24 protein-coding genes are annotated in these 26,045 nt (G+C 52.6%); 17 read left to right on the plus strand and 7 right to left on the minus strand.

The annotated features are described in order from the left end of the window. Positions 1-36 precede the first annotated feature (36 nt). The 7 genes from mreB (at position 37) to tldD (ending at position 10,239) form a co-directional block, all read left to right on the plus strand. Positions 37-1,080, plus strand: a complete 1,044-nt coding sequence (mreB, locus tag OGX89_RS01220) for a rod shape-determining protein MreB (protein ID WP_000913396.1) — start codon at positions 37-39, stop codon at positions 1,078-1,080. A gap of 66 nt (positions 1,081-1,146) precedes the next feature. Beyond that, complete coding sequence (gene mreC, locus OGX89_RS01225) at positions 1,147-2,169, plus strand: rod shape-determining protein MreC (RefSeq protein ID WP_003828827.1); 1,023 nt, start codon at positions 1,147-1,149, stop codon at positions 2,167-2,169. Next, positions 2,170-2,658 carry a rod shape-determining protein MreD gene (mreD, locus tag OGX89_RS01230; protein WP_003025196.1) on the plus strand — a complete coding sequence of 163 codons (489 nt, stop codon included), beginning with the start codon at positions 2,170-2,172 and terminating at the stop codon, positions 2,656-2,658. It begins immediately after the preceding gene. A gap of 7 nt (positions 2,659-2,665) precedes the next feature. Continuing rightward, positions 2,666-3,259 carry a Maf family protein gene (locus OGX89_RS01235; RefSeq protein WP_057067977.1) on the plus strand — a complete coding sequence of 198 codons (594 nt, stop codon included), beginning with the start codon at positions 2,666-2,668 and terminating at the stop codon, positions 3,257-3,259. Beyond that, positions 3,249-4,718 (plus strand): ribonuclease G, encoded by a 1,470-nt coding sequence (gene rng, locus OGX89_RS01240; protein WP_003828822.1) that lies wholly within the window; start codon positions 3,249-3,251, stop codon positions 4,716-4,718. The genes OGX89_RS01235 and rng overlap by 11 nt, the downstream gene beginning before the upstream one ends. 111 nt (positions 4,719-4,829) lie before the next feature. Continuing rightward, on the plus strand, positions 4,830-8,630 hold the full coding sequence (gene yhdP / locus OGX89_RS01245) for an AsmA2 domain-containing protein YhdP (RefSeq protein ID WP_126956960.1): 3,801 nt from the start codon (positions 4,830-4,832) through the stop codon (positions 8,628-8,630). Positions 8,631-8,793: 163 nt separating this feature from the next. Beyond that, positions 8,794-10,239, plus strand: coding sequence for a metalloprotease TldD (gene tldD / locus OGX89_RS01250; protein WP_003828819.1), 1,446 nt, complete (start codon positions 8,794-8,796; stop codon positions 10,237-10,239). Positions 10,240-10,325: 86 nt separating this feature from the next. On the opposite strand, the gene aaeR is transcribed toward tldD, so the two are convergent. Next, entirely contained in the window at positions 10,326-11,255 is a 930-nt protein-coding gene (gene aaeR / locus OGX89_RS01255) for an HTH-type transcriptional activator AaeR (protein WP_003828817.1), read from the minus strand. Between the two features lie 184 nt (positions 11,256-11,439). Here aaeR and aaeX point away from each other — a divergent pair, with 184 nt between their 5' ends. The 4 genes from aaeX (at position 11,440) to OGX89_RS01275 (ending at position 14,954) form a co-directional block, all read left to right on the plus strand. Beyond that, on the plus strand, positions 11,440-11,643 hold the full coding sequence (gene aaeX / locus OGX89_RS01260; RefSeq protein WP_003828816.1) for a p-hydroxybenzoic acid efflux pump operon protein AaeX: 204 nt from the start codon (positions 11,440-11,442) through the stop codon (positions 11,641-11,643). A gap of 7 nt (positions 11,644-11,650) precedes the next feature. Beyond that, positions 11,651-12,583, plus strand: a complete 933-nt coding sequence (aaeA, locus tag OGX89_RS01265) for a p-hydroxybenzoic acid efflux pump subunit AaeA (RefSeq protein ID WP_003828814.1) — start codon at positions 11,651-11,653, stop codon at positions 12,581-12,583. Positions 12,584-12,588: 5 nt separating this feature from the next. Further along, positions 12,589-14,556, plus strand: a complete 1,968-nt coding sequence (aaeB, locus tag OGX89_RS01270; protein WP_003828813.1) for a p-hydroxybenzoic acid efflux pump subunit AaeB — start codon at positions 12,589-12,591, stop codon at positions 14,554-14,556. Positions 14,557-14,675: 119 nt separating this feature from the next. Beyond that, a complete protein-coding gene (locus tag OGX89_RS01275) occupies positions 14,676-14,954 on the plus strand; it encodes a barstar family protein (RefSeq protein ID WP_003025168.1) in 279 nt (92 codons plus the stop codon). Between the two features lie 57 nt (positions 14,955-15,011). Here the strand turns inward: OGX89_RS01275 and yhcN are convergent, their stop codons facing one another. Next, positions 15,012-15,278, minus strand: a complete 267-nt coding sequence (yhcN, locus tag OGX89_RS01280) for a peroxide/acid stress response protein YhcN (RefSeq protein WP_003828812.1) — start codon at positions 15,276-15,278, stop codon at positions 15,012-15,014. A gap of 376 nt (positions 15,279-15,654) precedes the next feature. Continuing rightward, positions 15,655-16,125, minus strand: coding sequence for a transcriptional regulator ArgR (gene argR / locus OGX89_RS01285; protein ID WP_003025162.1), 471 nt, complete (start codon positions 16,123-16,125; stop codon positions 15,655-15,657). Between the two features lie 436 nt (positions 16,126-16,561). Here argR and mdh point away from each other — a divergent pair, with 436 nt between their 5' ends. Continuing rightward, positions 16,562-17,497, plus strand: a complete 936-nt coding sequence (gene mdh, locus OGX89_RS01290) for a malate dehydrogenase (RefSeq protein ID WP_008785953.1) — start codon at positions 16,562-16,564, stop codon at positions 17,495-17,497. Between the two features lie 147 nt (positions 17,498-17,644). Here the strand turns inward: mdh and degS are convergent, their stop codons facing one another. The 3 genes from degS to zapG form a co-directional block, all read right to left on the minus strand. Next, a complete protein-coding gene (gene degS / locus OGX89_RS01295; protein WP_003025154.1) occupies positions 17,645-18,712 on the minus strand; it encodes an outer membrane-stress sensor serine endopeptidase DegS in 1,068 nt (355 codons plus the stop codon). An 89-nt stretch (positions 18,713-18,801) separates the two neighbouring features. Continuing rightward, entirely contained in the window at positions 18,802-20,169 is a 1,368-nt protein-coding gene (degQ, locus tag OGX89_RS01300) for a serine endoprotease DegQ (protein ID WP_003828805.1), read from the minus strand. 168 nt (positions 20,170-20,337) lie between these two features. Then, complete coding sequence (gene zapG, locus OGX89_RS01305) at positions 20,338-20,736, minus strand: Z-ring associated protein ZapG (RefSeq protein WP_003025147.1); 399 nt, start codon at positions 20,734-20,736, stop codon at positions 20,338-20,340. 192 nt (positions 20,737-20,928) lie between these two features. Between zapG and zapE the strand changes: the two genes are divergently transcribed. From zapE to sspB, 5 genes are all read left to right on the plus strand, one after another. Then, a complete protein-coding gene (gene zapE, locus OGX89_RS01310) occupies positions 20,929-22,056 on the plus strand; it encodes a cell division protein ZapE (RefSeq protein WP_126317333.1) in 1,128 nt (375 codons plus the stop codon). A 218-nt stretch (positions 22,057-22,274) separates the two neighbouring features. After that, positions 22,275-22,703: a 50S ribosomal protein L13 gene (gene rplM / locus OGX89_RS01315; RefSeq protein WP_003025141.1), complete on the plus strand. Its 429-nt coding sequence runs from the start codon at positions 22,275-22,277 to the stop codon at positions 22,701-22,703. A 15-nt stretch (positions 22,704-22,718) separates the two neighbouring features. Further along, a complete protein-coding gene (gene rpsI / locus OGX89_RS01320) occupies positions 22,719-23,111 on the plus strand; it encodes a 30S ribosomal protein S9 (protein ID WP_003025138.1) in 393 nt (130 codons plus the stop codon). Positions 23,112-23,427: 316 nt separating this feature from the next. Continuing rightward, complete coding sequence (sspA, locus tag OGX89_RS01325; protein ID WP_003025132.1) at positions 23,428-24,066, plus strand: stringent starvation protein SspA; 639 nt, start codon at positions 23,428-23,430, stop codon at positions 24,064-24,066. A 5-nt stretch (positions 24,067-24,071) separates the two neighbouring features. After that, positions 24,072-24,575 carry a ClpXP protease specificity-enhancing factor gene (gene sspB, locus OGX89_RS01330; RefSeq protein ID WP_003025130.1) on the plus strand — a complete coding sequence of 168 codons (504 nt, stop codon included), beginning with the start codon at positions 24,072-24,074 and terminating at the stop codon, positions 24,573-24,575. A gap of 55 nt (positions 24,576-24,630) precedes the next feature. Here the strand turns inward: sspB and dcuC are convergent, their stop codons facing one another. Further along, entirely contained in the window at positions 24,631-25,998 is a 1,368-nt protein-coding gene (gene dcuC, locus OGX89_RS01335; protein WP_003828798.1) for an anaerobic C4-dicarboxylate transporter DcuC, read from the minus strand. Positions 25,999-26,045 lie beyond the last annotated feature (47 nt).

Genomic DNA, 26,045 nt, shown 5'->3' on the forward strand with positions numbered 1-26,045 from the left:
TGTTTTCCGCCCCAGCTTTCAGGATTATCCCTTAGTATGTTGAAAAAATTTCGTGGCATGTTTTCCAATGACCTGTCCATTGACCTGGGTACCGCGAATACCCTTATTTATGTAAAAGGACAAGGCATCGTATTGAATGAGCCTTCTGTTGTGGCCATTCGTCAGGATCGTGCCGGTTCGCCGAAAAGCGTGGCTGCAGTAGGTCATGATGCGAAGCAGATGCTGGGTCGTACGCCGGGCAATATCGCTGCAATTCGCCCAATGAAAGACGGCGTTATCGCTGACTTCTTCGTGACTGAAAAAATGCTCCAGCACTTTATCAAGCAAGTGCACAGCAATAGCTTCATGCGCCCAAGCCCGCGCGTACTGGTGTGTGTACCGGTTGGAGCAACTCAGGTTGAACGCCGTGCGATCCGTGAATCAGCTCAGGGCGCAGGTGCTCGTGAAGTCTTCCTGATCGAAGAGCCGATGGCGGCCGCGATCGGTGCGGGTCTGCCAGTTTCTGAAGCAACCGGTTCAATGGTTGTGGATATCGGTGGCGGTACCACTGAAGTTGCCGTTATCTCCCTGAATGGCGTGGTTTACTCCTCTTCTGTCCGTATTGGCGGCGACCGCTTCGATGAAGCCATCATTAATTATGTTCGTCGTAACTACGGTTCCCTGATCGGTGAAGCGACCGCAGAACGTATTAAACACGAGATCGGTTCCGCTTATCCGGGTGACGAAGTGCGCGAAATCGAAGTTCGCGGTCGTAACCTGGCTGAAGGCGTTCCGCGCGGCTTTACCCTGAACTCCAACGAGATTCTGGAAGCCCTGCAGGAACCGCTGACCGGTATCGTGAGCGCAGTAATGGTTGCACTGGAACAGTGCCCGCCGGAACTGGCGTCTGACATCTCCGAACGCGGTATGGTGCTGACCGGTGGTGGTGCGCTGCTGCGTAACCTTGACCGTCTGTTAATGGAAGAAACCGGTATTCCAGTTGTTGTTGCTGAAGATCCGCTGACCTGCGTGGCGCGCGGCGGCGGCAAGGCGCTGGAAATGATCGACATGCACGGCGGCGACCTGTTCAGCGAAGAGTAATCGGATGCAGGTTGGGTAGCCCCCGCGGGTTGCCCTTCCGCTCTGATACGAGAATACGCATAGACTATGAAGCCAATTTTTAGCCGTGGCCCGTCGCTACAGATTCGCCTTATTCTGGCGGTGCTGGTGGCGCTCGGCGTTATTATTGCCGACAGCCGCCTGGGTACGTTTAGTCAAATCCGAACGTACATGGATACCGCCGTCAGTCCTTTCTACTTTATCTCAAATGGTCCTCGTGAATTACTCGACGGCGTGTCGCAAACGCTGGCTTCGCGTGACCAACTCGAACTTGAAAACCGTGCGTTGCGTCAGGAACTGCTGCTGAAAAACAGCGAACTACTGATGTTGGGGCAATACAAACAGGAGAACGCGCGTTTGCGTGAGCTGCTGGGATCGCCATTGCGTCAGGACGAACAAAAGATGGTGACGCAGGTCATCTCAACGGTTAATGACCCTTACAGCGATCAGGTCGTGATCGACAAAGGGAGCGTTAACGGCGTCTACGAAGGCCAGCCGGTTATTAGCGACAAAGGCGTAGTAGGTCAGGTCGTGGCAGTGGCTAAATTAACCAGCCGCGTGCTGCTGATTTGCGATGCGACGCATGCGCTGCCTATTCAGGTACTGCGTAATGATATCCGCGTAATCGCTGCGGGTAACGGCTGCACCGACGATCTTCAGCTCGAACACCTGCCGGCCAACACCGACATTCGCGTTGGCGATGTGCTGGTCACCTCGGGTCTGGGTGGACGTTTCCCTGAAGGTTATCCGGTTGCTGTTGTTTCTTCCGTTAAGCTGGACACTCAGCGCGCTTATACTGTGATTCAGGCTCGCCCGACTGCGGGTCTGCAGCGTCTGCGCTATCTGCTGCTGTTGTGGGGTGCCGATCGTAATGGCGCAAACCCGATGACGCCGGAAGAAGTACACCGCGTTGCTAATGAACGTCTGATGCAAATGATGCCGCAAGTTCTGCCTGCACCAGATACCATGGGACCGCCTGCGCCGATGCCAGCACCTGCAACAGGCGTGGCTCCAGCGCCCGCAGATACCACGCCGCCACAACCTGCTCCGCGTAAGCCGGGAGGACAGTAAGTGGCAAGCTATCGTAGCCAGGGACGTTGGGTGATTTGGCTCTCGTTCCTTATTGCACTGTTGCTGCAAGTCATGCCCTGGCCGGATGACATTCTGGTTTTCCGGCCAAACTGGGTGCTGCTCATCTTGTTGTATTGGATCCTGGCGCTGCCGCATCGCGTAAATGTGGGCACGGGATTTGTGGTGGGTGCCATACTGGATCTCATCAGCGGCTCCACGCTTGGCGTGCGCGCATTGTCGATGAGTATCATTGCTTATCTGGTCGCGCTGAAATTCCAGCTATTCCGCAACCTCGCGCTCTGGCAACAGGCGCTGGTGGTCATGTTGTTATCACTGGTCGTGGATATTATTGTTTTCTGGGCCGAGTTTTTAGTGATCAACGTCTCTTTCAGACCTGAAGTGTTCTGGAGTAGTGTAGTGAATGGTGTGCTTTGGCCATGGCTATTCTTACTGATGCGTAAAGTCCGTCAGCAGTTTGCGGTGCAATAAGGTTGATATGAATACTCTGTATCTTGCTTCAGGTTCTCCACGTCGTCAGGAGTTGCTCGCTCAGCTTGGTGTTACGTTTGAACGACTGGTCCCTGGGATTGAAGAACAGCGGCACCCGCAGGAAAGCGCGCAGCAGTACGTTTCCCGTCTGGCGCGCGAAAAAGCGCAGGCTGGCGTAGTACTGGCACAGCGCGATTTGCCGGTATTGGGTGCGGATACCATCGTTATCCTTAATGGCGAAGTGTTGGAAAAACCGCACGACGCCGACCATGCCGCAGCAATGCTGCGCAAACTGTCGGGCAAAACGCATCAAGTTATGACGGCCGTGGCACTGGCCGATCGCCAGCACAGTCTGGACTGCCTGGTAGTGACGGAAGTGACATTCAGAGCACTAACCGATGAGGACATCGCGGGCTATGTTGCCAGCGGTGAACCAATGGATAAAGCAGGTGCATACGGTATTCAAGGGTTGGGTGGCTGTTTTGTCAGGAAGATAAATGGCAGCTATCACGCCGTAGTCGGCTTACCGCTGGTAGAAACGTATGAGTTGCTGACCAATTTTAACGCACTGCGTGAGAAAAGGGATAAACATGACGGCTGAATTGTTGGTAAACGTAACGCCATCGGAAACTCGGGTGGCTTACATTGATGGCGGTATTCTGCAGGAAATTCATATTGAACGTGAGGCGCGACGCGGAATCGTAGGCAATATCTACAAAGGTCGTGTAAGTCGTGTACTTCCGGGTATGCAGGCGGCTTTTGTAGATATTGGACTGGATAAAGCCGCATTTCTTCACGCTTCTGACATCATGCCGCACACCGAATGCGTGGCGGGTGAAGAACAAAAACAGTTCACCGTACGCGACATTTCTGAACTGGTGCGCCAGGGTCAGGATCTGATGGTGCAGGTGGTAAAAGATCCGTTGGGAACTAAAGGCGCACGCCTGACGACGGACATCACGCTGCCTTCCCGTTATCTCGTCTTTATGCCGGGGGCGTCGCACGTTGGCGTATCCCAACGTATTGAAAGCGAAACCGAACGCGAACGCCTGAAAAAAGTGGTGGCGGATTACTGCGATGAGCAGGGTGGATTCATCATTCGCACGGCGGCGGAAGGCGTATGTGAAGAGGATCTTGCCTCGGATGCTGCCTACCTGAAGCGCGTCTGGACGAAAGTCATGGAGCGTAAAAAGCGCCCGCAAACGCGCTACCAGATGTACGGTGAACTGGCACTGGCACAGCGCGTGTTGCGTGACTTTGCCGATGCACAGCTTGACCGCATCCGCGTCGACTCCCGTCTGACCTATGAGGCATTACTGGAATTTACGGCGGAATATATCCCCGAGATGACCAGCAAGCTGGAACATTACAGCGGGCGCCAGCCTATTTTTGATCTCTTTGACGTAGAGAATGAAATCCAGCGCGCGCTGGAACGCAAAGTTGAGCTGAAGTCCGGCGGTTATCTGATCATCGATCAAACCGAAGCGATGACCACGGTCGATATCAATACCGGCGCGTTTGTTGGGCATCGTAATCTCGACGACACTATCTTTAATACTAATATTGAAGCAACGCAGGCCATTGCTCGTCAGCTGCGTCTGCGTAACCTCGGCGGTATTATCATTATCGATTTTATCGACATGAATAATGAAGATCACCGTCGCCGGGTGCTGCACTCCCTGGAGCAGGCTCTGAGCAAGGATCGCGTAAAAACCAGCATTAACGGTTTTTCACAGCTGGGCCTGGTGGAGATGACACGCAAGCGCACACGTGAAAGCGTGGAGCATGTACTGTGCAACGAGTGTCCGACCTGCCATGGGCGTGGTACGGTGAAAACGGTGGAAACCGTATGCTATGAAATCATGCGCGAAATCGTGCGCGTACACCATGCATATGACTCTGACCGTTTCCTGGTTTATGCCTCTCCGGCAGTGGCTGAAACCCTGAAAGGTGAAGAGTCACACGCGTTGGCGGAAGTTGAGATCTTTGTCGGCAAACAGGTCAAAGTACAAGTCGAACCGCTGTATAACCAGGAGCAGTTCGACGTCGTCATGATGTAAATCGTGTAGTGGCACCCGCGTATGTAAGCCGGATAAGGCGCAAGCGCCATTATCCGGCAATATTCACTCAAGGGGTGTGAGTCATATTTTTTGGTAGACAAGGAGAGGCGCGTGAGGCGATTGCCGGGGATTTTACTGCTCACTGGAGCCGCATTCGTTGTCATCGCAGCGCTGTTGGTCAGTGGACTGCGCCTTGCGTTACCTCATCTTGATAGCTGGCGTCCGGCTATTCTTGGCAAGATTGAATCCGCCACAGGTCTGCCTGTTTCCGCCAGCCAGCTTTCTGCCAGCTGGCAAAATTTCGGTCCTACGCTTGAAGCGCGTAATATCCATGCGCAGCTGAAAGATGGGGGAGAATTTTCGGTAAAACGCGTCACGCTGGCGCTGGATGTCTGGCAAAGTTTGCTGCACATGCGCTGGCAGTTTCGCGATCTCACCTTCTGGCAACTTCAGTTGCGCACCAATACTCCTATCCAGCGCAGCGAAGGCGGAGATGGGATTGAAACCGGCCATCTCAGCGATCTCTTCCTGCGTCAGTTTGATCATTTCGATCTACGCGACAGCCATATCAGCTTTATAACCCTCTCAGGTCAACGTGCTGAACTGGCGATCCCCCAGCTTACCTGGCTGAACGGTAAAAATCGGCATCGCGCCGAGGGTCAGGTCAGCCTCTCCAGCCTGACCGGACAGCACGGCGTTATGCAGGTGCGTATGGATCTGCGTGATGACGAAGGGCTGTTGAATAACGGTCGGGTCTGGCTGCAGGCAGACGACATCGACGTCAAACCGTGGTTGGGCAAATGGATGCAGGATAATGTCGCGCTGCAAACCGCGCGTTTTAGCCTGGAAGCATGGATGACGATCAGCAAAGGCGTCGTTTCTGGTGGCGATGTCTGGCTAAAAAAAGGCGGGGCAAGTTGGCTGGGTGAAAATCGTACGCACACGCTCTCCGTCGATAATCTGACGGCGCACATCAGCCGTGAAGAAGCGGGCTGGCAATTCTCTATTCCCGATACCCGTATCACCATGGATGATAAACCCTGGCCGAGCGGGGCATTAACGCTGGCCTGGATCCCTGAGCAGGAAGTCGGTGGCGAGAATAACAAACGCAGTGATGAGCTACGCATTCGCGCCAGTAATCTGGAACTGGCCGGGTTAGAAGGACTGCGTCCGATGGCGTCCAGGTTATCGCCTGCGCTGGGTGATATCTGGCGGGCCACGCAACCCAGCGGCAAAATAGATGTGCTTGCGCTGGATATCCCGTTACAGGCGACAGAAAAAACCCGCTTCCTGTCCTCGTGGACCGATTTGGCCTGGAAACAGTGGAAGCTGCTGCCGGGGGCAGAACATTTCTCCGGTACGCTTGCGGGAAGCGTTGAAAATGGGGCGCTCACCGCCTCCATGAAACAAGCAAAAATGCCGTATGAAACCGTCTTCCGCGCGCCGCTGGAAATAGAGAACGGCGTGGCGACGCTAAGCTGGCTGAAGAATGATAAAGGCTTCCAGTTAGACGGGCGCAACATTGATGTTAAAGCGAAAGCGGTACATGCGCGCGGTGGTTTTCGCTATCTGCAACCGGCTGATGATGAGCCATGGTTGGGCATCCTGGCCGGTATCAGTACCGACGATGGCTCTCAGGCCTGGCGCTACTTCCCGGAAAACCTGATGGGTAAAGAGCTGGTTGACTACCTCAGCGGCGCTATTCAGGGCGGCGAGGCGGATAACGCCACGCTGGTGTATGGCGGTAACCCGAATCTGTTCCCGTATCTGCACAACGAAGGGCAGTTTCAGGTCCTGGTGCCGCTACGCAATGCGAAATTTGCTTTCCAGCCCGACTGGCCTGCGCTAACCGATCTTAATATCGAACTAAACTTCATTAACGATGGCCTGTGGATGAAGACGGATAGCGTCAATCTGGGCGGCGTGAAGGCCAGTAACCTGACGGCTAATATTCCCGACTATGCAAAAGAAAAGCTGCTGATTGATGCCGATATCAACGGGCCAGGCAAGGCGGTTGGACCTTATTTTGATGAGACACCATTGAAGGATTCTCTCGGCGCCACGCTGGAACAGTTGCAAATTGACGGTGATGTGAATGCTCGCTTACATCTTGATATTCCGCTAGACGGCTCGCTGGTTACCGCCAAAGGCGACGTCAACCTGCGTAATAACAGTCTGTTTATTAAACCGCTCGACAGTACGATGAAGAATTTGAATGGTAAATTCAGCTTTATCAACGGCGATCTGAAGAGCGAGCCGATGACGGCGAACTGGTTTAATCAGCCGCTGAACGTCGACTTCTCCACCACCGAAGGGGCGAAAGCCTATCAGGTAGCCGTGAACCTGCAAGGCGACTGGCAACCAACCCGCATGGGGATTTTACCGGCGCAGGTCAACGATGCGTTACGTGGCAGCATGGCGTGGAATGGCAAGGTGGGTATCGATCTTCCGTATCATGCCGGGCCGACCTACGACATTGAGCTAAAGGGTGACCTGAAGAATGTAAGTAGTCACTTACCTGCTCCGCTGAATAAAGCGGCCGGTGAGGCGTTGCCGGTAAACGTTAAGGCTAACGGCAATCTGCGCAGCTTTGAACTGACCGGTAATGCTGGCAGTAAGAACCACTTTAACAGCCGCTGGTTGCTGAATCAGAAACTGACGCTTGACCGCGCTATCTGGACGTCGGAAAGCCGCACTGTGCCCGCGTTACCCGATCAGCAAGGCATTGAGCTTAATCTTCCCCCTATGGATGGCGCGCAATGGCTGGCATTGTTCCAAAAAGGCGCAGCGGATAACGTTGGCACTAATGCCAACTTCCCACAACGCATCACCGTGCGTACGCCATCGTTATCCCTGGGCGGTCAGCAGTGGAATAATTTGAGTATTGTGTCTGAGCCTGCGAGCAATGGCTCTATCGTACAGGCGCAGGGTCGTGAAATTAACGCCACGCTGGCGATGCGCAATAATGCGCCATGGTTGGCCAATATTAAGTATCTTTATTACAACCCCAGCGCGGCGAAAGCGTCACCGGGCAACACACCAGCCTCGCCGTTTTCCGCCGTGGACAACTTCAGCTTCCGCGGCTGGCCGGACCTTCAGTTACGCTGTGCCGAGTGCTGGATGTGGGGACAGAAATATGGGCGTATTGACGCCGATGTAGCAATTAAAGGCGACACGCTAACGCTGAGCAACGGTCTGTTGGATACGGGATTTGCCAGACTGACCACCGATGGCGTGTGGGTGAATGCGCCGGGCAAAGAACGAACGTCACTGAAGGGTAAACTGAGCGGTAATAAAATTGACTCCGCTGCCAGTTTCTTTGGCGTATCGACCCCGATTCGTAACTCTTCGTTCAACGTGGAGTATGACCTGCACTGGCGTAACCCGCCATGGGATCCGGATGAAGCTTCGCTGAATGGGATTTTGCGTACCCGGTTGGGCAAAGGTGAGCTTACTGAACTCAGCACCGGACATGCGGGGCAACTATTGCGACTGCTGAGCTTTGATGCGTTGCTACGTAAACTGCGTTTTGATTTTAGCGATACCTTCAGTGAAGGTTTCTATTTCGACTCGATTCGCAGTACGGCGTGGATCAAAGATGGCGTGATGCATACCGACGACACGCTGGTGGACGGTCTGGAGGCAGACATTGCGATGAAAGGCTCAGTGAACCTGGTCCGTCGGGAGCTGGATATGGAAGCCATTGTCGCGCCTGAAATTTCTGCCACCGTAGGGGTTGCCGCTGCGTTTGCTGTCAATCCGATTGTCGGCGCGGCGGTGTTTGCTGCCAGTAAGGTTCTGGGACCATTGTGGAGCAAAGTTTCGATTCTGCGCTATCGCATCACCGGTCCGGTCGATAAGCCGCAGATTAACGAAGTTCTGCGCCAGCCGCGCAAAGAAAGCCAGCAATGATTTGACGGGGGCGAGTAATTGCCCCAATCTCAGTACAGTGATCTTCTACCGCAGTCCGTAGGCCGGAAAAGGCGTTCACGCCGCCATCCGGCATTGAAGTGCCTGATGGCGACGCTGGCGCGTCTTATCAGGCCTACAACAGAAACTAATGAGTACCAAAACGATGAGTCTGAACCTGGTAAGTGAACAATTGCTAGCGGCGAATGGCCTGAAACATCAGGATCTGTTTGCCATTCTGGGCCAACTGGCCGAACGCCGTCTTGACTACGGCGATCTCTATTTTCAGTCGAGCTATCACGAATCCTGGGTTTTAGAAGACCGCATCATTAAAGACGGTTCTTACAATATCGATCAGGGTGTTGGCGTGCGCGCCATCAGCGGCGAAAAAACAGGGTTTGCCTATGCAGACCAGATTAGCCTGCTGGCGCTGGAGCAAAGTGCTCATGCTGCCCGTACTATCGTGCGTGACAACGGTGACGGTAAAGTAAAAACGCTGGGAGCGGTTGAGCATCAGGCGCTTTACACCTCGGTTGATCCGTTACAGAGCATGAGCCGCGAAGAGAAACTGGATATTCTGCGTCGCGTTGATAGCGTGGCCCGTGCAGCCGACAAACGCGTCCAGGAAGTAACCGCCAGCCTGACCGGTGTTTATGAACTGATCCTGGTAGCCGCGACCGACGGTACGTTGGCCGCTGACGTTCGTCCGCTGGTACGCCTGTCCGTAAGCGTACAGGTGGAAGAAGATGGTAAGCGCGAGCGCGGTGCCAGCGGTGGTGGCGGTCGTTTTGGCTACGACTATTTCCTTGGCGACCTCGATGGTGAAGTTCGTGCTGACGCGTGGGCGAAAGAAGCCGTACGCATGGCGTTAGTTAATTTGTCCGCGGTAGCAGCGCCTGCTGGTACGCTGCCGGTAGTACTCGGCGCTGGCTGGCCTGGCGTTCTGCTGCATGAAGCGGTCGGTCATGGTCTGGAAGGTGACTTTAACCGCCGTGGTACCTCGGTATTCAGCGGTCACATGGGTGAGCTGGTGGCGTCGGAACTGTGTACCGTTGTGGATGATGGCACAATGGCGGACCGTCGTGGCTCTGTGGCTATTGATGATGAAGGCACTCCGGGTCAGTACAACGTGCTGATCGAAAACGGTATTCTGAAAGGCTACATGCAGGACAAACTGAACGCGCGCCTGATGGGCGTTGCGCCAACGGGTAACGGTCGCCGTGAATCTTACGCGCACCTGCCGATGCCACGTATGACCAACACCTACATGCTGCCTGGGAAATCCACGCCGCAGGAAATCATCGAATCCGTTGAATACGGTATTTATGCGCCTAACTTCGGCGGCGGCCAGGTGGATATCACCTCCGGGAAATTCGTGTTCTCGACGTCTGAAGCGTATCTGATTGAAAACGGTAAAGTAACCAAACCGGTGAAAGGCGCGACGCTGATTGGGTCTGGTATCGAAGCGATGCAGCAGATTTCAATGGTAGGTAACGACCTGAAGCTGGATAACGGGGTTGGTGTGTGCGGTAAAGAAGGGCAGAGCCTGCCGGTGGGCGTGGGCCAGCCGACGCTGAAGGTGGATAACCTGACGGTAGGTGGTACTGCATAACATCATGATGTATGCCCGATAAGCACCAGTGCTATCGGGCATCTTTCCGGACGCGGTGTCAACGCCTTATCCGGCCAATACTCTTTTTATTTCTCTTTTCCCCGGCCGTACATCCCCTGAAAAAGCTGCGCCACATCGACAAAATAATCCGTCAGATAGTTAATCACTACCTGGACCTTGAGCGGCAATTTGTCTTTTTCGGTATACAGCGCATAGACCGGACGCGGATCCGACTGGTAGCGGGGAAGGAGGATCTCCACTTCGCCACGATTGATCTCATTGATCACCCACATCAGCGGCACATAGGCAATGCCCGCACCCGCAGCCAGCCAGCGCACCAATGTCATCGGATCGTTAGTCACAAAACGCCCCTCTGGTATCAGACGGGTGGAAATTCCTTCCGGAGCGATAAGCTCGAATTCATTATCCGGGCGCACGCTGTATTCCAGCCACGAGTGGTTGCTGAGATCGGCGGGTTTCTCCGGGGCACCAAACTGTGCGAGATAGCTTTTAGCCGCGCAGACTACCATCGGCATGGCGCCCAGGCGACGCGAGAACAGACTGGAGTCCTGCAACGCACCGACGCGGATAACCACGTCCAGACCATCGGCGATTAAATCCGGTGCCGGGATGCCTGTTACCAGATTTACCGTCAGACCGGGGTATTCCTTCAGCATTGTCGCGGTCAATCCGGCGAGGACATTTTGTGCCATGGTTGAAGAACAACCAATGCGCAGCGTGCCGATGGGCGTGTTGTTAAAGGCATAAAGCTGCTCGTGAACATCCTGCGCTTCGTGCAGCATTCTCCGGCAGCCCTGGTAGTAGATTTTACCGGCTTCGGTCAGCCCAATGCTGCGTGTACTGCGGTTTAGCAGCTTAACCTGTAGCTCATCTTCCAGTTTGGAGACCGTCTGGCTTATCGATGAAACGCTCATTTGTAGCTGTCTTGCGGCGGCGGTGAAGGAACCCAGTTCGACGACTTTGGCGAACACCGACATACGTTTTAATCGTTCCATTGTTCACTCTGGCTTAAAAGTGATTTAGATCACATAATATAGATAACAGCATAACAGTTACGTTAATATATTATTATTCAAATAACAGCTATGTCGCTCTCGCCTGGCTCATCCTTGCCCTTCTCTGCGGTGACATACGCTAGAAAATCTATCACCTGCACTCTCTTAAGTTACCAAGGTCAACATGAGTCTGTTTCCCGTTATCGTGGTGTTTGGTTTGTCCTTCCCACCGATTTTTTTCGAATTACTTTTGTCACTGGCGATTTTCTGGCTGGTGCGCCGGATGCTGGTTCCAACCGGCATCTATGATTTTGTCTGGCATCCGGCTTTGTTTAACACCGCGCTGTATTGCTGCCTGTTCTATTTAATAACGCGCCTGTTCGTTTGAGGTTGAAGTGAAAACACTAACAAAAAAACTCTCCCGTACGGCCACGACTCTCGTACTGGTCATTCTGGCCTTCATCGCTATTTTTCGCGCATGGGTGTATTACACCGAGTCGCCATGGACACGTGATGCGCGTTTCAGCGCGGAAGTTGTCGCTATTGCGCCGGATGTTGCGGGTCTTATTTCCAACGTTAACGTCCATGATAACCAACTGGTGAAAAAGGATCAGATTCTGTTCACCATCGATCAGCCACGCTACAAGAAAGCCCTTGAGCAGGCCGAAGCTGATGTTTCTTATTATCAGGTTCTGGCCCAGGAAAAACGCCAGGAGGCTGGCCGTCGTAACCGCCTGGGCGTGCAGGCCATGTCTCGTGAAGAGATTGACCAGTCAAACAACGTCCTGCAAACCGTATTACACCAGCTTGCGAAAGCACAAGCGACCCGCGACCTGGCAAAATTAGATCTGGAACGTACCGTCATTCGCGCACCAGCAGACGGTTGGGTCACTAACCTGAACGTTTATAGCGGCGAATTTATTACGCGTGGTTCCACAGCGGTGGCACTGGTCAAACAGCATTCTTTCTATGTGCTGGCTTATATGGAAGAAACCAAACTAGAAGGCGTTCGCCCTGGATATCGTGCTGAGATCACCCCGCTTGGCAGTAATAATGTCTTAAAAGGCACCGTTGATAGCGTGGCGGCGGGGGTAACAAATGCCAGCAGTACGCAGGATGCAAAAGGTATGGCGACCATTGATTCAAATCTGGAATGGGTGCGCCTGGCGCAGCGTGTACCGGTGCGAATCCGCCTTGATGAGCAGCAGGGAACTCTGTGGCCTGCCGGGACGACGGCTACCGTTGTCATTACCGGTAAGCAGGACCGTGATGCAAGCCAGGAGTCCTTCTTCCGTAAAATGGCGCACCGCCTGCGTGAGTTTGGTTAATCGCGATGGGTATTTTCTCCATTGCCAACCAGCATATCCGCTTTGCGGTAAAACTGGCATGCGCGATTGTACTGGCGCTGTTCGTTGGTTTTCACTTCCAACTTGAGACTCCGCGTTGGGCGGTGCTGACTGCAGCTATTGTGGCGGCAGGCCCGGCCTTTGCTGCGGGTGGGGAACCCTATTCAGGGGCTATTCGCTATCGCGGCATGCTGCGTATTGTCGGGACATTTATCGGTTGTATTGCCGGACTGATCATTATCATCAGTATGATCCGCGCTCCGTTATTGATGATACTGGTGTGCTGTATCTGGGCCGGTTTTTGTACCTGGATCTCGTCACTGGTGAAGATCGAGAACTCCTATGCCTGGGGGCTTTCGGGCTATACAGCGCTGATCATCGTCATTACCATTCAGGCTGAACCGCTGCTGACGCCACAATTTGCGCTCGAACGTTGCAGTGAAATTGTGATGGGGATTGTCTGTGCCATTGTGGCCGATCTGCTTTTCTCTCCCCGTTCGATAAAACAAGAGATTGATGTTGAGCTGGACAGCCTGCTGGTGGCGCAATATCAACTGATGCAGTTGTGCATTAAGCACGGCGACAGCGAGGTTGTGGATAAAGCCTGGGGCGATTTAGTCCGTCGTACGGCAGCGCTGGAAGGTATGCGCAGTAACCTGAATATGGAGTCTTCACGCTGGGGGCGTGCTAACCGCAGGCTTAAAGCATTGAACACGCTGTCGCTCACGCTCATCACGCAGTCCTGTGAAACCTATCTTATTCAGAACACCCGACCGGAACTGATTACTGATACTTTCCGCGAGTTGTTCGATACGTCGGTTGAAACGGCGCAGGATGTCCATAAACAGCTGAAGCGGATGCGTCGGGTGATTGCCTGGACTGGCGAGCGCGAAACGCCGGTCACCATATACAGCTGGGCAGGGGCTGCGACGCGCTACCTGCTGCTCAAACGTGGTGTGGTGAGTAATACCAAGATTAGCGCTACGGAAGAAGAGATCCTGCAAGGTGAGCCGGTGGTGAAAGTGGAGTCTGCCGAGCGTCATCATGCGATGGTTAACTTCTGGCGTACCACGCTTTCTTGTGTGCTGGGAACCTTATTCTGGTTGTGGACCGGATGGACCTCCGGCAGCGGCGCAATGGTGATGATTGCGGTCGTCACCTCGCTGGCAATGCGTTTGCCAAATCCTCGCATGGTGGCGATAGACTTTATCTATGGGACGTTGGCAGCGTTACCGCTCGGAGCGCTCTATTTCCTGGTGATTATCCCCAATACGCAACAAAGTATGTTCCTACTGTGCCTGAGCCTGGCGGTGCTGGGATTCTTTCTGGGGATTGAGGTACAGAAACGACGGCTGGGATCGATGGGGGCGCTGGCCAGCACTATTAATATCATTGTGCTGGATAACCCGATGACCTTTCACTTTAGCCAGTTCCTTGACAGTGCGTTGGGGCAAATTGTTGGCTGCGTGTTGGCGTTTATCGTCATTCTGCTGGTGCGTGATAACTCTCGTGACAGAACGGGCCGCGTGTTGCTCAACCAGTTTGTCTCGGCGGCGGTTTCAGCGATGACCACCAACGTAGTCCGTCGTAAAGAAAATCATCTTCCAGCACTTTATCAGCAGCTTTTTTTGCTGATGAACAAGTTTCCCGGCGATCTGGCGAAGTTTCGCCTGGCGCTGACGATGATCATCGCGCACCAGCGCCTGCGTGATGCGCCGGTACCGGTAAACGAGGATCTATCCGCATTCCATCGCCAGCTTCGTCGAACTGCCGATCACGTAATTTCAGCAGGAAATGACGACAAGCGCCGACGCTACTTTAGCCAGTTACTGGAGGAGCTTGATATCTACCAGGAAAAATTAATTATCTGGCAAGCACCACCGCAGGTTACCGAGCCAGTAAAACGACTCAGCGGGATGCTGCACAAATACCAGCATGCGCTGGTCAGTAATTAAGAGTTGAAAACCGACGCTAAAAGCGTCGGTTTTTTTATGGCTATACTTACCTGAAAATGCGAGAGACCCCTGAATATTGGCGGTCTGTAGAGTAGCTGGCGTCGGGATGGTGGCTATAGATGAACATCTATACATTTGATTTTGACGAGATAGAAGATCAGGGCGATTTCTATCGCGAGTTCACGCGCACGTTCGGTCTGGCGCGGGAAAAGGTGGTTGATTTGGATTCTCTGTGGGAGGTGGTGATCGGGGAAGTCTTGCCGCTGCCGCTGGAAATTGAATTTGTCCATTTGCCTGACAAACTACGCAGGCGATACGGCGCATTGATTTTACTGTTCGATGAAGCGGAAGAAGAGCTGGAAGGGCAGTTGCGTTTTAACGTGCGTCACTCAATGTAAGACATAAAAAAGCCCCCGGCAGGCGGGGGCAAGTCGTCGGGCTTAGACGACGAGGGTTTATTTGTAGAGTTCTGCAGTAGCGTGCCAGTGAGCACCTTCACGGAGTTCGGTGACGCGATAGCTGCTGGCGCCTGCTTTTTCAGCTTTAGCGGCGATGGCCTGGCGCATGTCCATTGGTGAACTACCGATCTGAGAGACGGAGACGCTACCGATGGATTGCAGATTCTGTGCTTCTTGTGAGTTCACCTGAGTAACCGCGGCGCTTGCACCGAAGGAGAGAACAGAAAGAAGGCTTAAGGTTGCAATAGTAGTTTTGATTTTCATGATATTTACCTCGTCGAATTCTTTTATTGGGGTCTATGTTTCGTGACCCTCATCACAAAATCAAGTATACACTAATCACCCGATAAATTAATATCACGCTAATTGTTTCACCGGGTATTAAGTGTTAAGAAGAATATTTTTTATAACTAAACGGAATTAAAAATGGAGTTAAAAACACCAGTTGTTGGATAAATTCAATAAAATCATATGGATACAAAATTTTGCAAAATGTGCGTTTTTAAGGCTGCATATTCACCATGTGAATGTATTTTGATGGTTAAACGCACCATTTGTTAAATCAATAGCAGTGGAAAAGAGAAGGAGGGGGATGAAAAGAGAGTGTTTTCCCCCGCCGCGAGGCGGCGGGGAGGCGGTATTACAGTTCTTGTTCGAACAGTTCCAGAATGGCTTCGTACAGATCTTTTACCGTAAAACCCTTAGCTGGGGTGGTGAAGATGGTATCGTCACCGGCAATCGTACCCAGGATACCTTCCGCTTTCCCCAATGAGTCCAGCAGACGTGCAATCAATTGAGCAGCGCCGGGGCTGGTATGAATAACCACAACCGCATCGTTATAGTCGATATCCAGCACCAGATTTTTCAGCGGACTGGAGGTCGTGGGTACGCCCAGCTCAGCCGGAAGGCAGTACACCATTTCCATTTTCGCATTGCGGGTACGCACGGCGCCAAATTTGGTCAGCATGCGTGAAACCTTGGACTGATTGATATTATCAAAGCCCTGATCCTGCAACGCGAGGACGATTTCGCCTTGAGAGCTGAACTTTTCTTCTTTAAGCAGCGCTTTAAACGCCTTTACTAATTCTTCTTGTTTTGCCGAGCTTCGCATAAGTCACCCGTAATATGGCGGTAGAAACAACATTATTGTGCATACAGATGAATTTTTATGCAAACAGTCTGCCTTGTTCAAGGCTGAAATAATGTTATGAAAGAGCGGAATTTTATCAAATTTCGTTATCAAGAAACATGCCTGTGTCACGGCTCGCAAATAAGGTTAAAAGTAAATTAAATGTTATCAAATTGATGTTGTTTTGAGAGGTGGGTAGGGTATATTGTCAGCACCTGTTGGAAAGTTGCTCTACTGTGTGGGTGGTTTTGAATTACGTAACTTAGGTTTTATTTTACGTAAGTTAAATGCATAAAAGCCAAATTTGCGTGACTACGCATTCTTGACGCGTGGTTGTTGTATTCATTGGATTTGTGAATTAAGGTCGCCGCCGCGGAGCAATAGACATTTTGCTTATCAATATAATAAGGAGTTTAGGATGAAAGTTGCAGTCCTCGGCGCTGCTGGTGGTATCGGTCAGGCGCTAGCATTACTGTTAAAAACCCAACTGCCTTCAGGTTCAGAACTCTCCCTGTACGACATCGCTCCAGTAACACCTGGTGTGGCCGTTGATTTGAGCCATATCCCTACTGCTGTGAAAATCAAAGGCTTCAGCGGCGAAGACGCTACCCCTGCACTGGAAGGTGCTGATGTGGTACTGATCTCTGCGGGCGTCGCACGTAAACCGGGTATGGATCGTTCCGACCTGTTCAACGTCAACGCCGGTATCGTGAAGAACCTGGTCCAGCAAGTTGCTAAAACCTGCCCGAAAGCGTGTATCGGTATCATCACCAACCCGGTGAATACTACCGTTGCTATCGCTGCAGAAGTGCTGAAAAAAGCAGGCGTATACGATAAGAACAAACTGTTTGGCGTGACCACGCTGGACATCATCCGCTCCAACACCTTTGTTGCGGAACTGAAAGGCAAACAACCTGGCGACGTTGAAGTTCCGGTTATTGGCGGCCACTCTGGCGTAACCATCCTGCCACTGCTGTCACAAATTCCTGGCGTAAGCTTCACCGAACAAGAAGCCGCTGACCTGACTAAACGTATCCAGAATGCGGGTACTGAAGTTGTGGAAGCCAAAGCTGGTGGCGGTTCTGCAACCCTGTCTATGGGTCAGGCTGCTGCACGTTTCGGCCTGTCCCTGGTTCGCGCATTGAGCGGCGAAAAAGGTGTGGTTGAATGTGCTTACGTTGAAGGCGACGGCCAGTATGCTCGTTTCTTCTCTCAGCCGCTGCTGCTGGGTAAAAACGGCGTAGAAGAGCGTCAGTCTATCGGCAAGCTGAGCGCGTTTGAACAAAGCTCGCTGGAAGGCATGTTGGATACGCTGAAAAAAGATATTACTCTGGGCGAAGAGTTCGTTAAGTAACGCGAAGAAAGGCCTGCGTGTATTTGTAGGCCTGATAAGCGTAGCGCCATCAGGCATTACGTACTAACTCTCTACTATATCGCCTAATAAAAACCGGAGCCAACATGCTCCGGTTTTTTTATGGTCAGTAGGCCGCCAGACGTGACGTTAATTGGTGGCTGGGTATTCCTGGATCGTTACCTGCAGCGTCAACTGTTTGTCATCACGCATCACGACAACGGAGATAACTGAACCTGGTCGAATCTCTGCCACCTGGTCCATCGTTTCCAGTGCAGACACTGCCGGTTTGTTATTGACCGAGATAATCAGATCGTTAACCTGAATGCCTGCCTGCGCAGCCGGACCGTCCGGGGCTACTTCGTTAACCACAATCCCCTGAATTTGATCCATCCCGCCGCCCTGAGCGTGCAGTGGTGCAATTTCGCGACCGCTGATGCCGATGTAGCCACGAATCACGCGCCCGTCACGAATCAGCTTATCCATGATTTTAGTCGCCAACTGAAACGGAATGGCAAAGCCGATCCCTTCCGGGGTTTCGCCATCGTTGCTCTTATCAAATGACAGCGTGTTAATCCCCATCAATTCACCCAGTGAGTTGACCAGCGCACCGCCGGAGTTTCCGTGGTTGATGGAAGCATCTGTTTGCAGGAAGTTTTGCCGTCCTGTTGGGTTCAGGCCAATTCGACCGGTGGCGCTGATGATCCCCTGAGTGATGGTTTGCCCAAGGTTGTACGGGTTACCGATGGCGAGTACCACGTCACCAATGTGCGGCACGCGTTTGTTATTAATTGGGATTGTTGGCAGCCCGCCAGTGGCGTTGATTTTCAGCACCGCAAGGTCGGTTAACGTATCAGACCCCACAAGCAGCGCTTCAAATACGCGACCGTCCTGCAATGCGACGATGATTTGGTCGGCATCGTTAATGACGTGCTTATTGGTAATGATATAGCCGCGCTGATCCATGATAACGCCTGAGCCGAGCGTGCGGATCTCAAGCTGGTTGTGCGCGGTACTGTTCATACTGCGGTTATAAACGTTCACGACGGCAGGCGCTGCGCGGCGAACCGCCGGGTTATAGCTAGCGGGCGTTTCATCTGCACTGTCGAACTGCGGTGCGGTAAGCGTATTAATTTTTCGCAGAGAGGGCATCGCGGCCAGCAGGATGGCGCCGACGATTAAACCAATCGCGACCGAACGTAAAAGCTTCACAAACATGATGGCGGCGTCATTAATAAAGGGAACGGCAGCAGCATATCACGAGTTTACCGGACATCACACGAGGGGCTGATGTCCGGTTGCATGCGTTAACGCAGGAGCAGGTAAATACTCTCGTTACCGCGCACCACCTGCAGAGCAATGATCGACGGTTTCGCTTCCAGCACTTTGCGCATTTCGGCGATTGAGTTTACGCGATCGCGGTTAACACCAATGATAACGTCATCTTTATGCAGACCGGCCTGTGCGGCAGGGCTGCTTTTTTCTACGTTATCAATTCTGATGCCTTTGGTGCCGTCTTTTAACTGACCGTCGCTGAGCGTGGCACCTTGCAACGCAGGCGCAATCATCTCTGCGCTGGCGGACGAAGATGTGCTGGTATCGAGGGTGACTTCAACCTCCAGCGGTTTACCGTTACGCAGCAGGCCCAGTTTGACCTTGGTCCCAGGTTCGGTTGTCGCAATGCGTGAACGCAGTTCGGCGAAGCTGTTGAGCGGTTTACCGTTGAGGCTGGTAATGACGTCACCAGATTTCACTCCCGCTTTTGCGGAGCCGGAGTTAGGCAGAACCTCACTGACAAACGCGCCACGCTGTACGTCCAGTTTGAACGCTTTGGCGATATCCGAGGTCATTTCGGTGCCTTTGATACCCAACAGACCGCGTTTGATTTCACCAAACTGCATCAGCTGCTGTGCCAGCGTGCGCGCCATGTTGCTCGGGATTGCAAAACCAATCCCGATGCTGCCGCCGCCGGGGGCCAGAATCGCGGTGTTAATACCGATCAGCTCACCGTTCAGGTTGAGCAATGCGCCGCCTGAGTTACCGCGGTTGATAGAGGCGTCAGTCTGAATAAAGTTTTCCAGACCTTCCAGGTTCAACCCACTGCGACCTAAAGCCGATACAATGCCGGAGGTGGCCGTTTGACCCAAACCGAACGGGTTACCCACAGCCACCGCGAAATCACCTACGCGGAGTTTGTCTGAGTCGGCAATAGCAATTTGTGTCAGGTTGCTGGGGTGCTGAATTTGTAGCAGTGCGATATCGCTCTGATCGTCGCTGCCGATAAGCTTAGCGTCGAACTCACGGCCATCATTAAGCTGAACGCTGATTTTTTGCGCCTGGTTAATGACGTGGTTATTGGTCAGGACGTAGCCTTTGGCTGCATCAATAATGACCCCTGAACCCAGCCCTTCAAAAGGTTGTGAAGGTTGATCGGGAAGTTCATCACCAAAAAACTTTTTGAACTCTTCCGGGACTTTCTGCCCCTGAGTGGCGGTGCCTTCGACCCTTACGCTCACCACTGCTGGTAACACTTTCTCCAGCATCGGAGCGAGGCTGGGAAGCGCTGCCTGACCGGGAACCTGGCCGGGAATCGACGCAATGGCCGGGAATGGCGCCGAGAGAGTTAACCCGACACTTAACGCTAATGCACTCAACAGCTGGGTTTGTTTTTTCATGGATCCTGCTCTCGTACCTTGAGTAAACGGAAGATGATTCAAAACAGGTTGATGTTATTGAATTTTCGGTTAGGTCACAATGCGGCTAACGACTAAATAATAGCTGGGACAGGAAGAGAAGCGGAGGGCGCAATTGCTGCGCCCAATAAATTTCTTAACGATGTGCGGTTAGTCGCGCTTTGCGCCGCTACGCAGCAGGCCGGATGCCCCTTCAGAATAGTCACGTGGCATCTGAACCGGCGCCTGATCGTTGCCTGCTTCAGACTCTGCCAGACGGTTACGGAACGGGTTGTTTTCCGGCGACATACCCGGCAGCAGGTTGCTGGAGCTTTTCGCCATGTGTTGGTAAATCTGACGATAATCGTCCGCCATGTTATCCAGCAATTCAGCGCTGCGGGCAAAGTGGCTCACCAGCTCTTCGCGGTACTCTTCCAGCTCAGCTTTATTTTTTTCCAGTTCGTACTGCAATGCCTGCTGTTGGCGTAATTTACGATTACCAAAACGCATGGCTACAGCACCAATAATGATACCGACGACTAACCCAATTAGCGCATATTCCCAGGTCATGAACATCTCCCGTTGTCTTGTGTTTCCGTAGGGTGTTGGCTTTAGGCTCCATGCCTGCGCCTGATTATGCCACTATAACCGCTAATCCCGTAGAAGTGGAATCCCGTGTTTATATCACGTAATGTAGAACGGCCTTTTTTTCGTCAACCGTGAGCGACGGCACATCGATTCTCAAGGAATAACAATAACATCATGCAAAGCCTTTCCCCGACATCGCGTTACCAGCAAGCCCTCAGCGACGGCAGTCATCAGCCCGACAACGTACAACTCGAAGCCGTGAATCGACTGGAAACAATTTTCCAGGCGCTTACGACGCCAGCACGTCCTGCACCGCAGGAGAGCGGACTGATGGCGCGTTTTGGTAAATTGCTGGGCAAGCGTGAGTCGCCGATCAACGCATCGGTGCGTGGCTTGTATATGTGGGGCGGAGTTGGGCGTGGAAAAACCTGGCTGATGGATCTGTTTTACCATAGCCTGCCGGGCGAACGTAAACAGCGTTTGCACTTTCACCGTTTTATGCTGCGCGTGCATGAAGAGCTTACTGCCTTACAAGGGCAGAGCGATCCGCTGGAAATCATCGCCGACCGCTTTAAGGCCGAAACGGACGTGCTGTGCTTCGACGAATTTTTTGTTTCTGATATCACCGACGCCATGCTGCTTGGCGGCCTGATGAAGGCGCTGTTTGCCCGTGGCATTACGCTGGTGGCGACCTCCAATATTCCGCCAGATGAGCTATATCGCAACGGTTTGCAACGCACGCGTTTTCTTCCTGCCATTGATGCCATCAAACAGCATTGTGACATCATGAATGTCGATGCCGGCGTCGATTATCGTCTGCGTACCTTAACGCAGGCGCATTTGTGGTTGTCGCCATTGAATGAGGAAACCCGCCAGCAGATGGATAAGCTCTGGCTGGCATTAGCGGGAACCAAAGGTGAACATGCGCCAACGCTGGAGATTAACCATCGTCCTATGCAAACCCTGGCTGTAGAAAATCAGACGCTGGCGGTGTCGTTTACCACGCTCTGTGTCGATGCCCGGAGTCAGCATGACTACATTGCGTTGTCGCGTCTGTTTCACACGGTGCTGTTGTCTGATGTGCCGGTCATGACCCCGCTGATGGAGAGTGAAGCGCGACGCTTTATCGCATTGGTGGATGAGTTCTATGAACGCCACGTCAAGCTGGTGGTCAGTGCGGCATCACCCCTCTATGAAATTTATCAGGGCGAGCGTCTGAAGTTTGAATTTCAGCGTTGTTTGTCGCGTTTGCAGGAGATGCAAAGCGAAGAGTATCTGAAGCGGGAACATTTAGCCGGTTAAACCTGCCGCAAATCACATAAAGGGGTCGATCTTTGACCCTGACTTCTCTATAATCTTGCGACCCCACGTTACGAGAGAGTTTTTTTCCCAAAACTTTCTATGCGCCGGCATAGGCTATTCGAAGGGGTAGGTTTGCTGGACAATGTCGTGTGAACCTCAACTGACAAAACGTTTGGGTGTTCACCAACGTGTAACTTATTTATTTGGGTAAGCTTTTAATGAAAACTTTTACAGCTAAACCAGAAACCGTAAAACGCGACTGGTATGTTGTTGACGCGACCGGTAAAACTCTGGGCCGTCTGGCTTCCGAACTGGCTCTGCGCCTGCGCGGTAAGCACAAAGCGGAATATACTCCGCACGTAGATACCGGTGATTACATCATCGTTCTGAACGCTGACAAAGTTGCTGTAACCGGCAACAAGCGTACTGACAAAGTGTACTATCACCACACCGGCCACATCGGTGGTATCAAACAAGCGACCTTTGAAGAGATGATTGCTCGCCGTCCTGAGCGTGTGCTTGAAATCGCGGTTAAAGGCATGCTGCCAAAAGGCCCGCTGGGTCGTGCTATGTTCCGTAAACTGAAAGTTTACGCTGGCAACGAGCACAACCACGCGGCACAGCAACCGCAAGTTCTTGACATCTAATCGGGATTATAGGCAATGGCTGAAAATCAATACTACGGCACTGGTCGCCGCAAAAGTTCCGCAGCTCGCGTTTTCATCAAACCGGGCAGTGGTAAAATCGTAATCAACCAACGTTCTCTGGAACAGTACTTCGGTCGTGAAACTGCCCGCATGGTAGTTCGTCAGCCGCTGGAACTGGTCGACATGGTTGAGAAACTGGATCTGTACATCACTGTTAAAGGTGGTGGTATCTCTGGTCAGGCTGGTGCGATCCGTCACGGTATCACCCGCGCTCTGATGGAGTACGACGAATCCCTGCGTGGCGAACTGCGTAAAGCTGGCTTCGTTACTCGTGATGCTCGTCAGGTTGAACGTAAGAAAGTCGGTCTGCGTAAAGCACGTCGTCGTCCTCAGTTCTCCAAACGTTAATTGTACTCTGCTTCGGCAGACGACAATTTGCGAAAAAACCCGCTTCGGCGGGTTTTTTTATCGTTATTTCTCGCCTCAGATCCACGCTAATCCGCTGATTGCCACCTCTTTTTCCCCATTTCAAGAATCGACTCACCACAAAGGTCACAAAATCTGGTAAACTATCATCCAATTTTCTGCCCAAATGTCCGGTATCGTTCATTTTTTGTTTGTATTTTGAACAGCAATGACTTTCCCGAGCCTGGGTGACATCACTTCTGGCTGGCCACTGAGTGGCTGGTAGCAGTAAAAATTCTGAATATACCTGGAGGTTTTCATGGCTGTCGCTGCCAACAAACGTTCGGTAATGACGCTGTTTTCTGGTCCTACTGACATCTATAGCCATCAGGTCCGCATTGTGCTGGCTGAGAAAGGTGTTAGTTTCGAGATTGAGCATGTGGAGAAGGACAATCCACCTCAGGATCTGATCGACCTCAACCCGAATCAGAGCGTACCGACACTGGTGGATCGTGAGCTGACCCTGTGGGAATCTCGCATCATTATGGAATACCTGGATGAGCGCTTCCCGCATCCGCCGCTGATGCCGGTTTACCCGGTTGCGCGTGGTGAAAGCCGCCTGTACATGCAGCGTATTGAAAAAGACTGGTACACGCTGATGAATGTCATCGTGAACGGTTCTGCATCTGAAGCCGAAGTCGCGCGTAAGCGTCTGCGCGAAGAACTGCTGGCAATCGCGCCAGTATTTGGCCAGAAACCTTACTTCCTGAGCGATGAGTTCAGCCTGGTAGACTGCTACCTGGCGCCGCTGCTGTGGCGTTTACCGCAGCTGGGTATTGAATTCAACGGTGCAGGTTCGAAAGAACTGAAAGGGTACATGACTCGCGTCTTCGAACGTGACTCTTTCCTGGCTTCTCTGACTGAGCCTGAACGTGAAATGCGTCTGGGCCGGGGTTAATCTGTATGGATTTGCCACAGCTAACACCACGCCGTCCGTATCTGCTGCGCGCGTTCTATGAGTGGTTGCTGGACAACCAGCTCACGCCGCATCTGGTGGTGGATGTGACGCTCCAGGACGTGCAGGTTCCAATGGAATATGCGCGTGACGGGCAAATTGTTCTGAATATTGCACCGCGTGCGGTGGGCAACCTGGAACTGGCTAACGATGAAGTGCGCTTTAACGCGCGCTTCGGTGGTGTGCCGCGTCAGGTGTCTGTGCCGTTGGCTGCCGTTCTGGCAATTTATGCACGTGAAAATGGCGCCGGTACGATGTTCGAACCGGAAGCCGCCTACGACGAAGATGTTGCCAGCTTAAATGATGACGACAACGACGCGTCTGGTTTTGAGAGTGAAACGGTCATGTCGGTCATTGATGGCGATAAGCCTGATAATGGCGACGACAACGATCCGGATGATACTCCGCCACCGCCTCGCGGTGGGCGTCCAGCGCTGCGCGTAGTGAAATAAATAGTGAAATAAAAAACAGGCCCTTTGGGGCCTGTTCTGTTTTCTGGCTTTGGTATCAATAAAACAGCGCGATGGTGGCTACCATATTCACCACAAATCCTACTGCCATCGGGATTGCTGTTCGTTTTACCACTTCAAAGGGCGATACGCCGGCAATACCCGATGTCACGACAATGACCGCGGTAATGGGTGACACCGCCCGGGCCAGCGTAGTGGCAAAATGCATCGGCATAATCATTACTACGGCAGGAATATGCAGCCCGGCGGCAATATCCGGAATGAGGCTGGCAAAAGACATAAACGGCGCGTTGCCTGACCCCATGACGATCGCACAGGCGGCAATGACTACAGCCATGATGATCATCACGCCGATGCCGCCAAGACCGGAATGCTCTGCGCCTTTTATGACGGCGTCGACAGTCCCGATAGTCGTCAACCCTTTCGCAAAGATTTCACCGGCGACCACCAGCGTGACAACGTTGGCAAACTGCGTCCCCATGCCGTCAAAAAAAGCCTGCACATCATCCATCGTTTCGCGCAGATTATGTTTATGCAGGAATTCAACAAACATAGTCAGCGTCATGCTCATCAACATCACCACCACCAGATTCAACTCTGCTTTCATTAGTCCCATTTGTGCAAGGGCAAGCGAGCCCAGCATCAGGATCAGCGGCATGACAGGTAGAATGGCGTAATAGAGCGGAGGTACGTTTTCCAGCGTCTTTTGTTCCGCAAATCCGTTACTTTCCGGTGCGGCTTTTTTATCAAATTGACGCTGAACGAAAAAATGCGCAATGGCGACGGCGACAATGACACACGACGCGACGGGCAACTGGTATTGAAAGAAATAGGTGGCGATTTTCATGCCCGCGACCTGCGCGGCAAAAATAGAGTTGGTTTCCAGAATGCCCCATTCAATCGACATCGAAGTGGCAATGACCGCAACAGCGGATAAACGGCTCACGCCAAGACTAACCAGTGTTGGGAACAGCGTCACCATCAGCAACATACCTAACCCGGATGCGCTGGTAATGAACTGCGCCATGATCTGACCAATCACATAGGTGGCGGCAAGAACTACATAGGGGGAACGGATTAGCTTGAGCGGGCGACTTAACAGGCTAACCATCGCTCTGCTGGCCCCCATTCTGTCCATATAACGGGCATAACCGCCCACCGCCATGATTGATAACCCCAGTCCGGCCGCACGGTTGGAGAGCATACGCAAAATTTCGTTGTAAATATCGACCAGTAGATAGCCACTGCTTTTGTCGTCAGCGACCAACGCGCCGTAGCCCAGCCAGACGCCGCAGATCATCAGAAAGATCCCGGCGGCGGCCAGCACGACCTGCGGTTTGTAGTTTTTGAGGATCAGGTAACCCATCGTTAATAAAACGATGACAGAGATAATGATGCCGAACATTGTTTCACTCCATGCCAGAGAAGAAGATAAATCCGGTAATAACGCTG

Origin of the sequence: Citrobacter sp. Cpo103 (genome assembly GCF_030332605.1) — a bacterium.
Classification (GTDB): domain Bacteria; phylum Pseudomonadota; class Gammaproteobacteria; order Enterobacterales; family Enterobacteriaceae; genus Citrobacter; species Citrobacter portucalensis.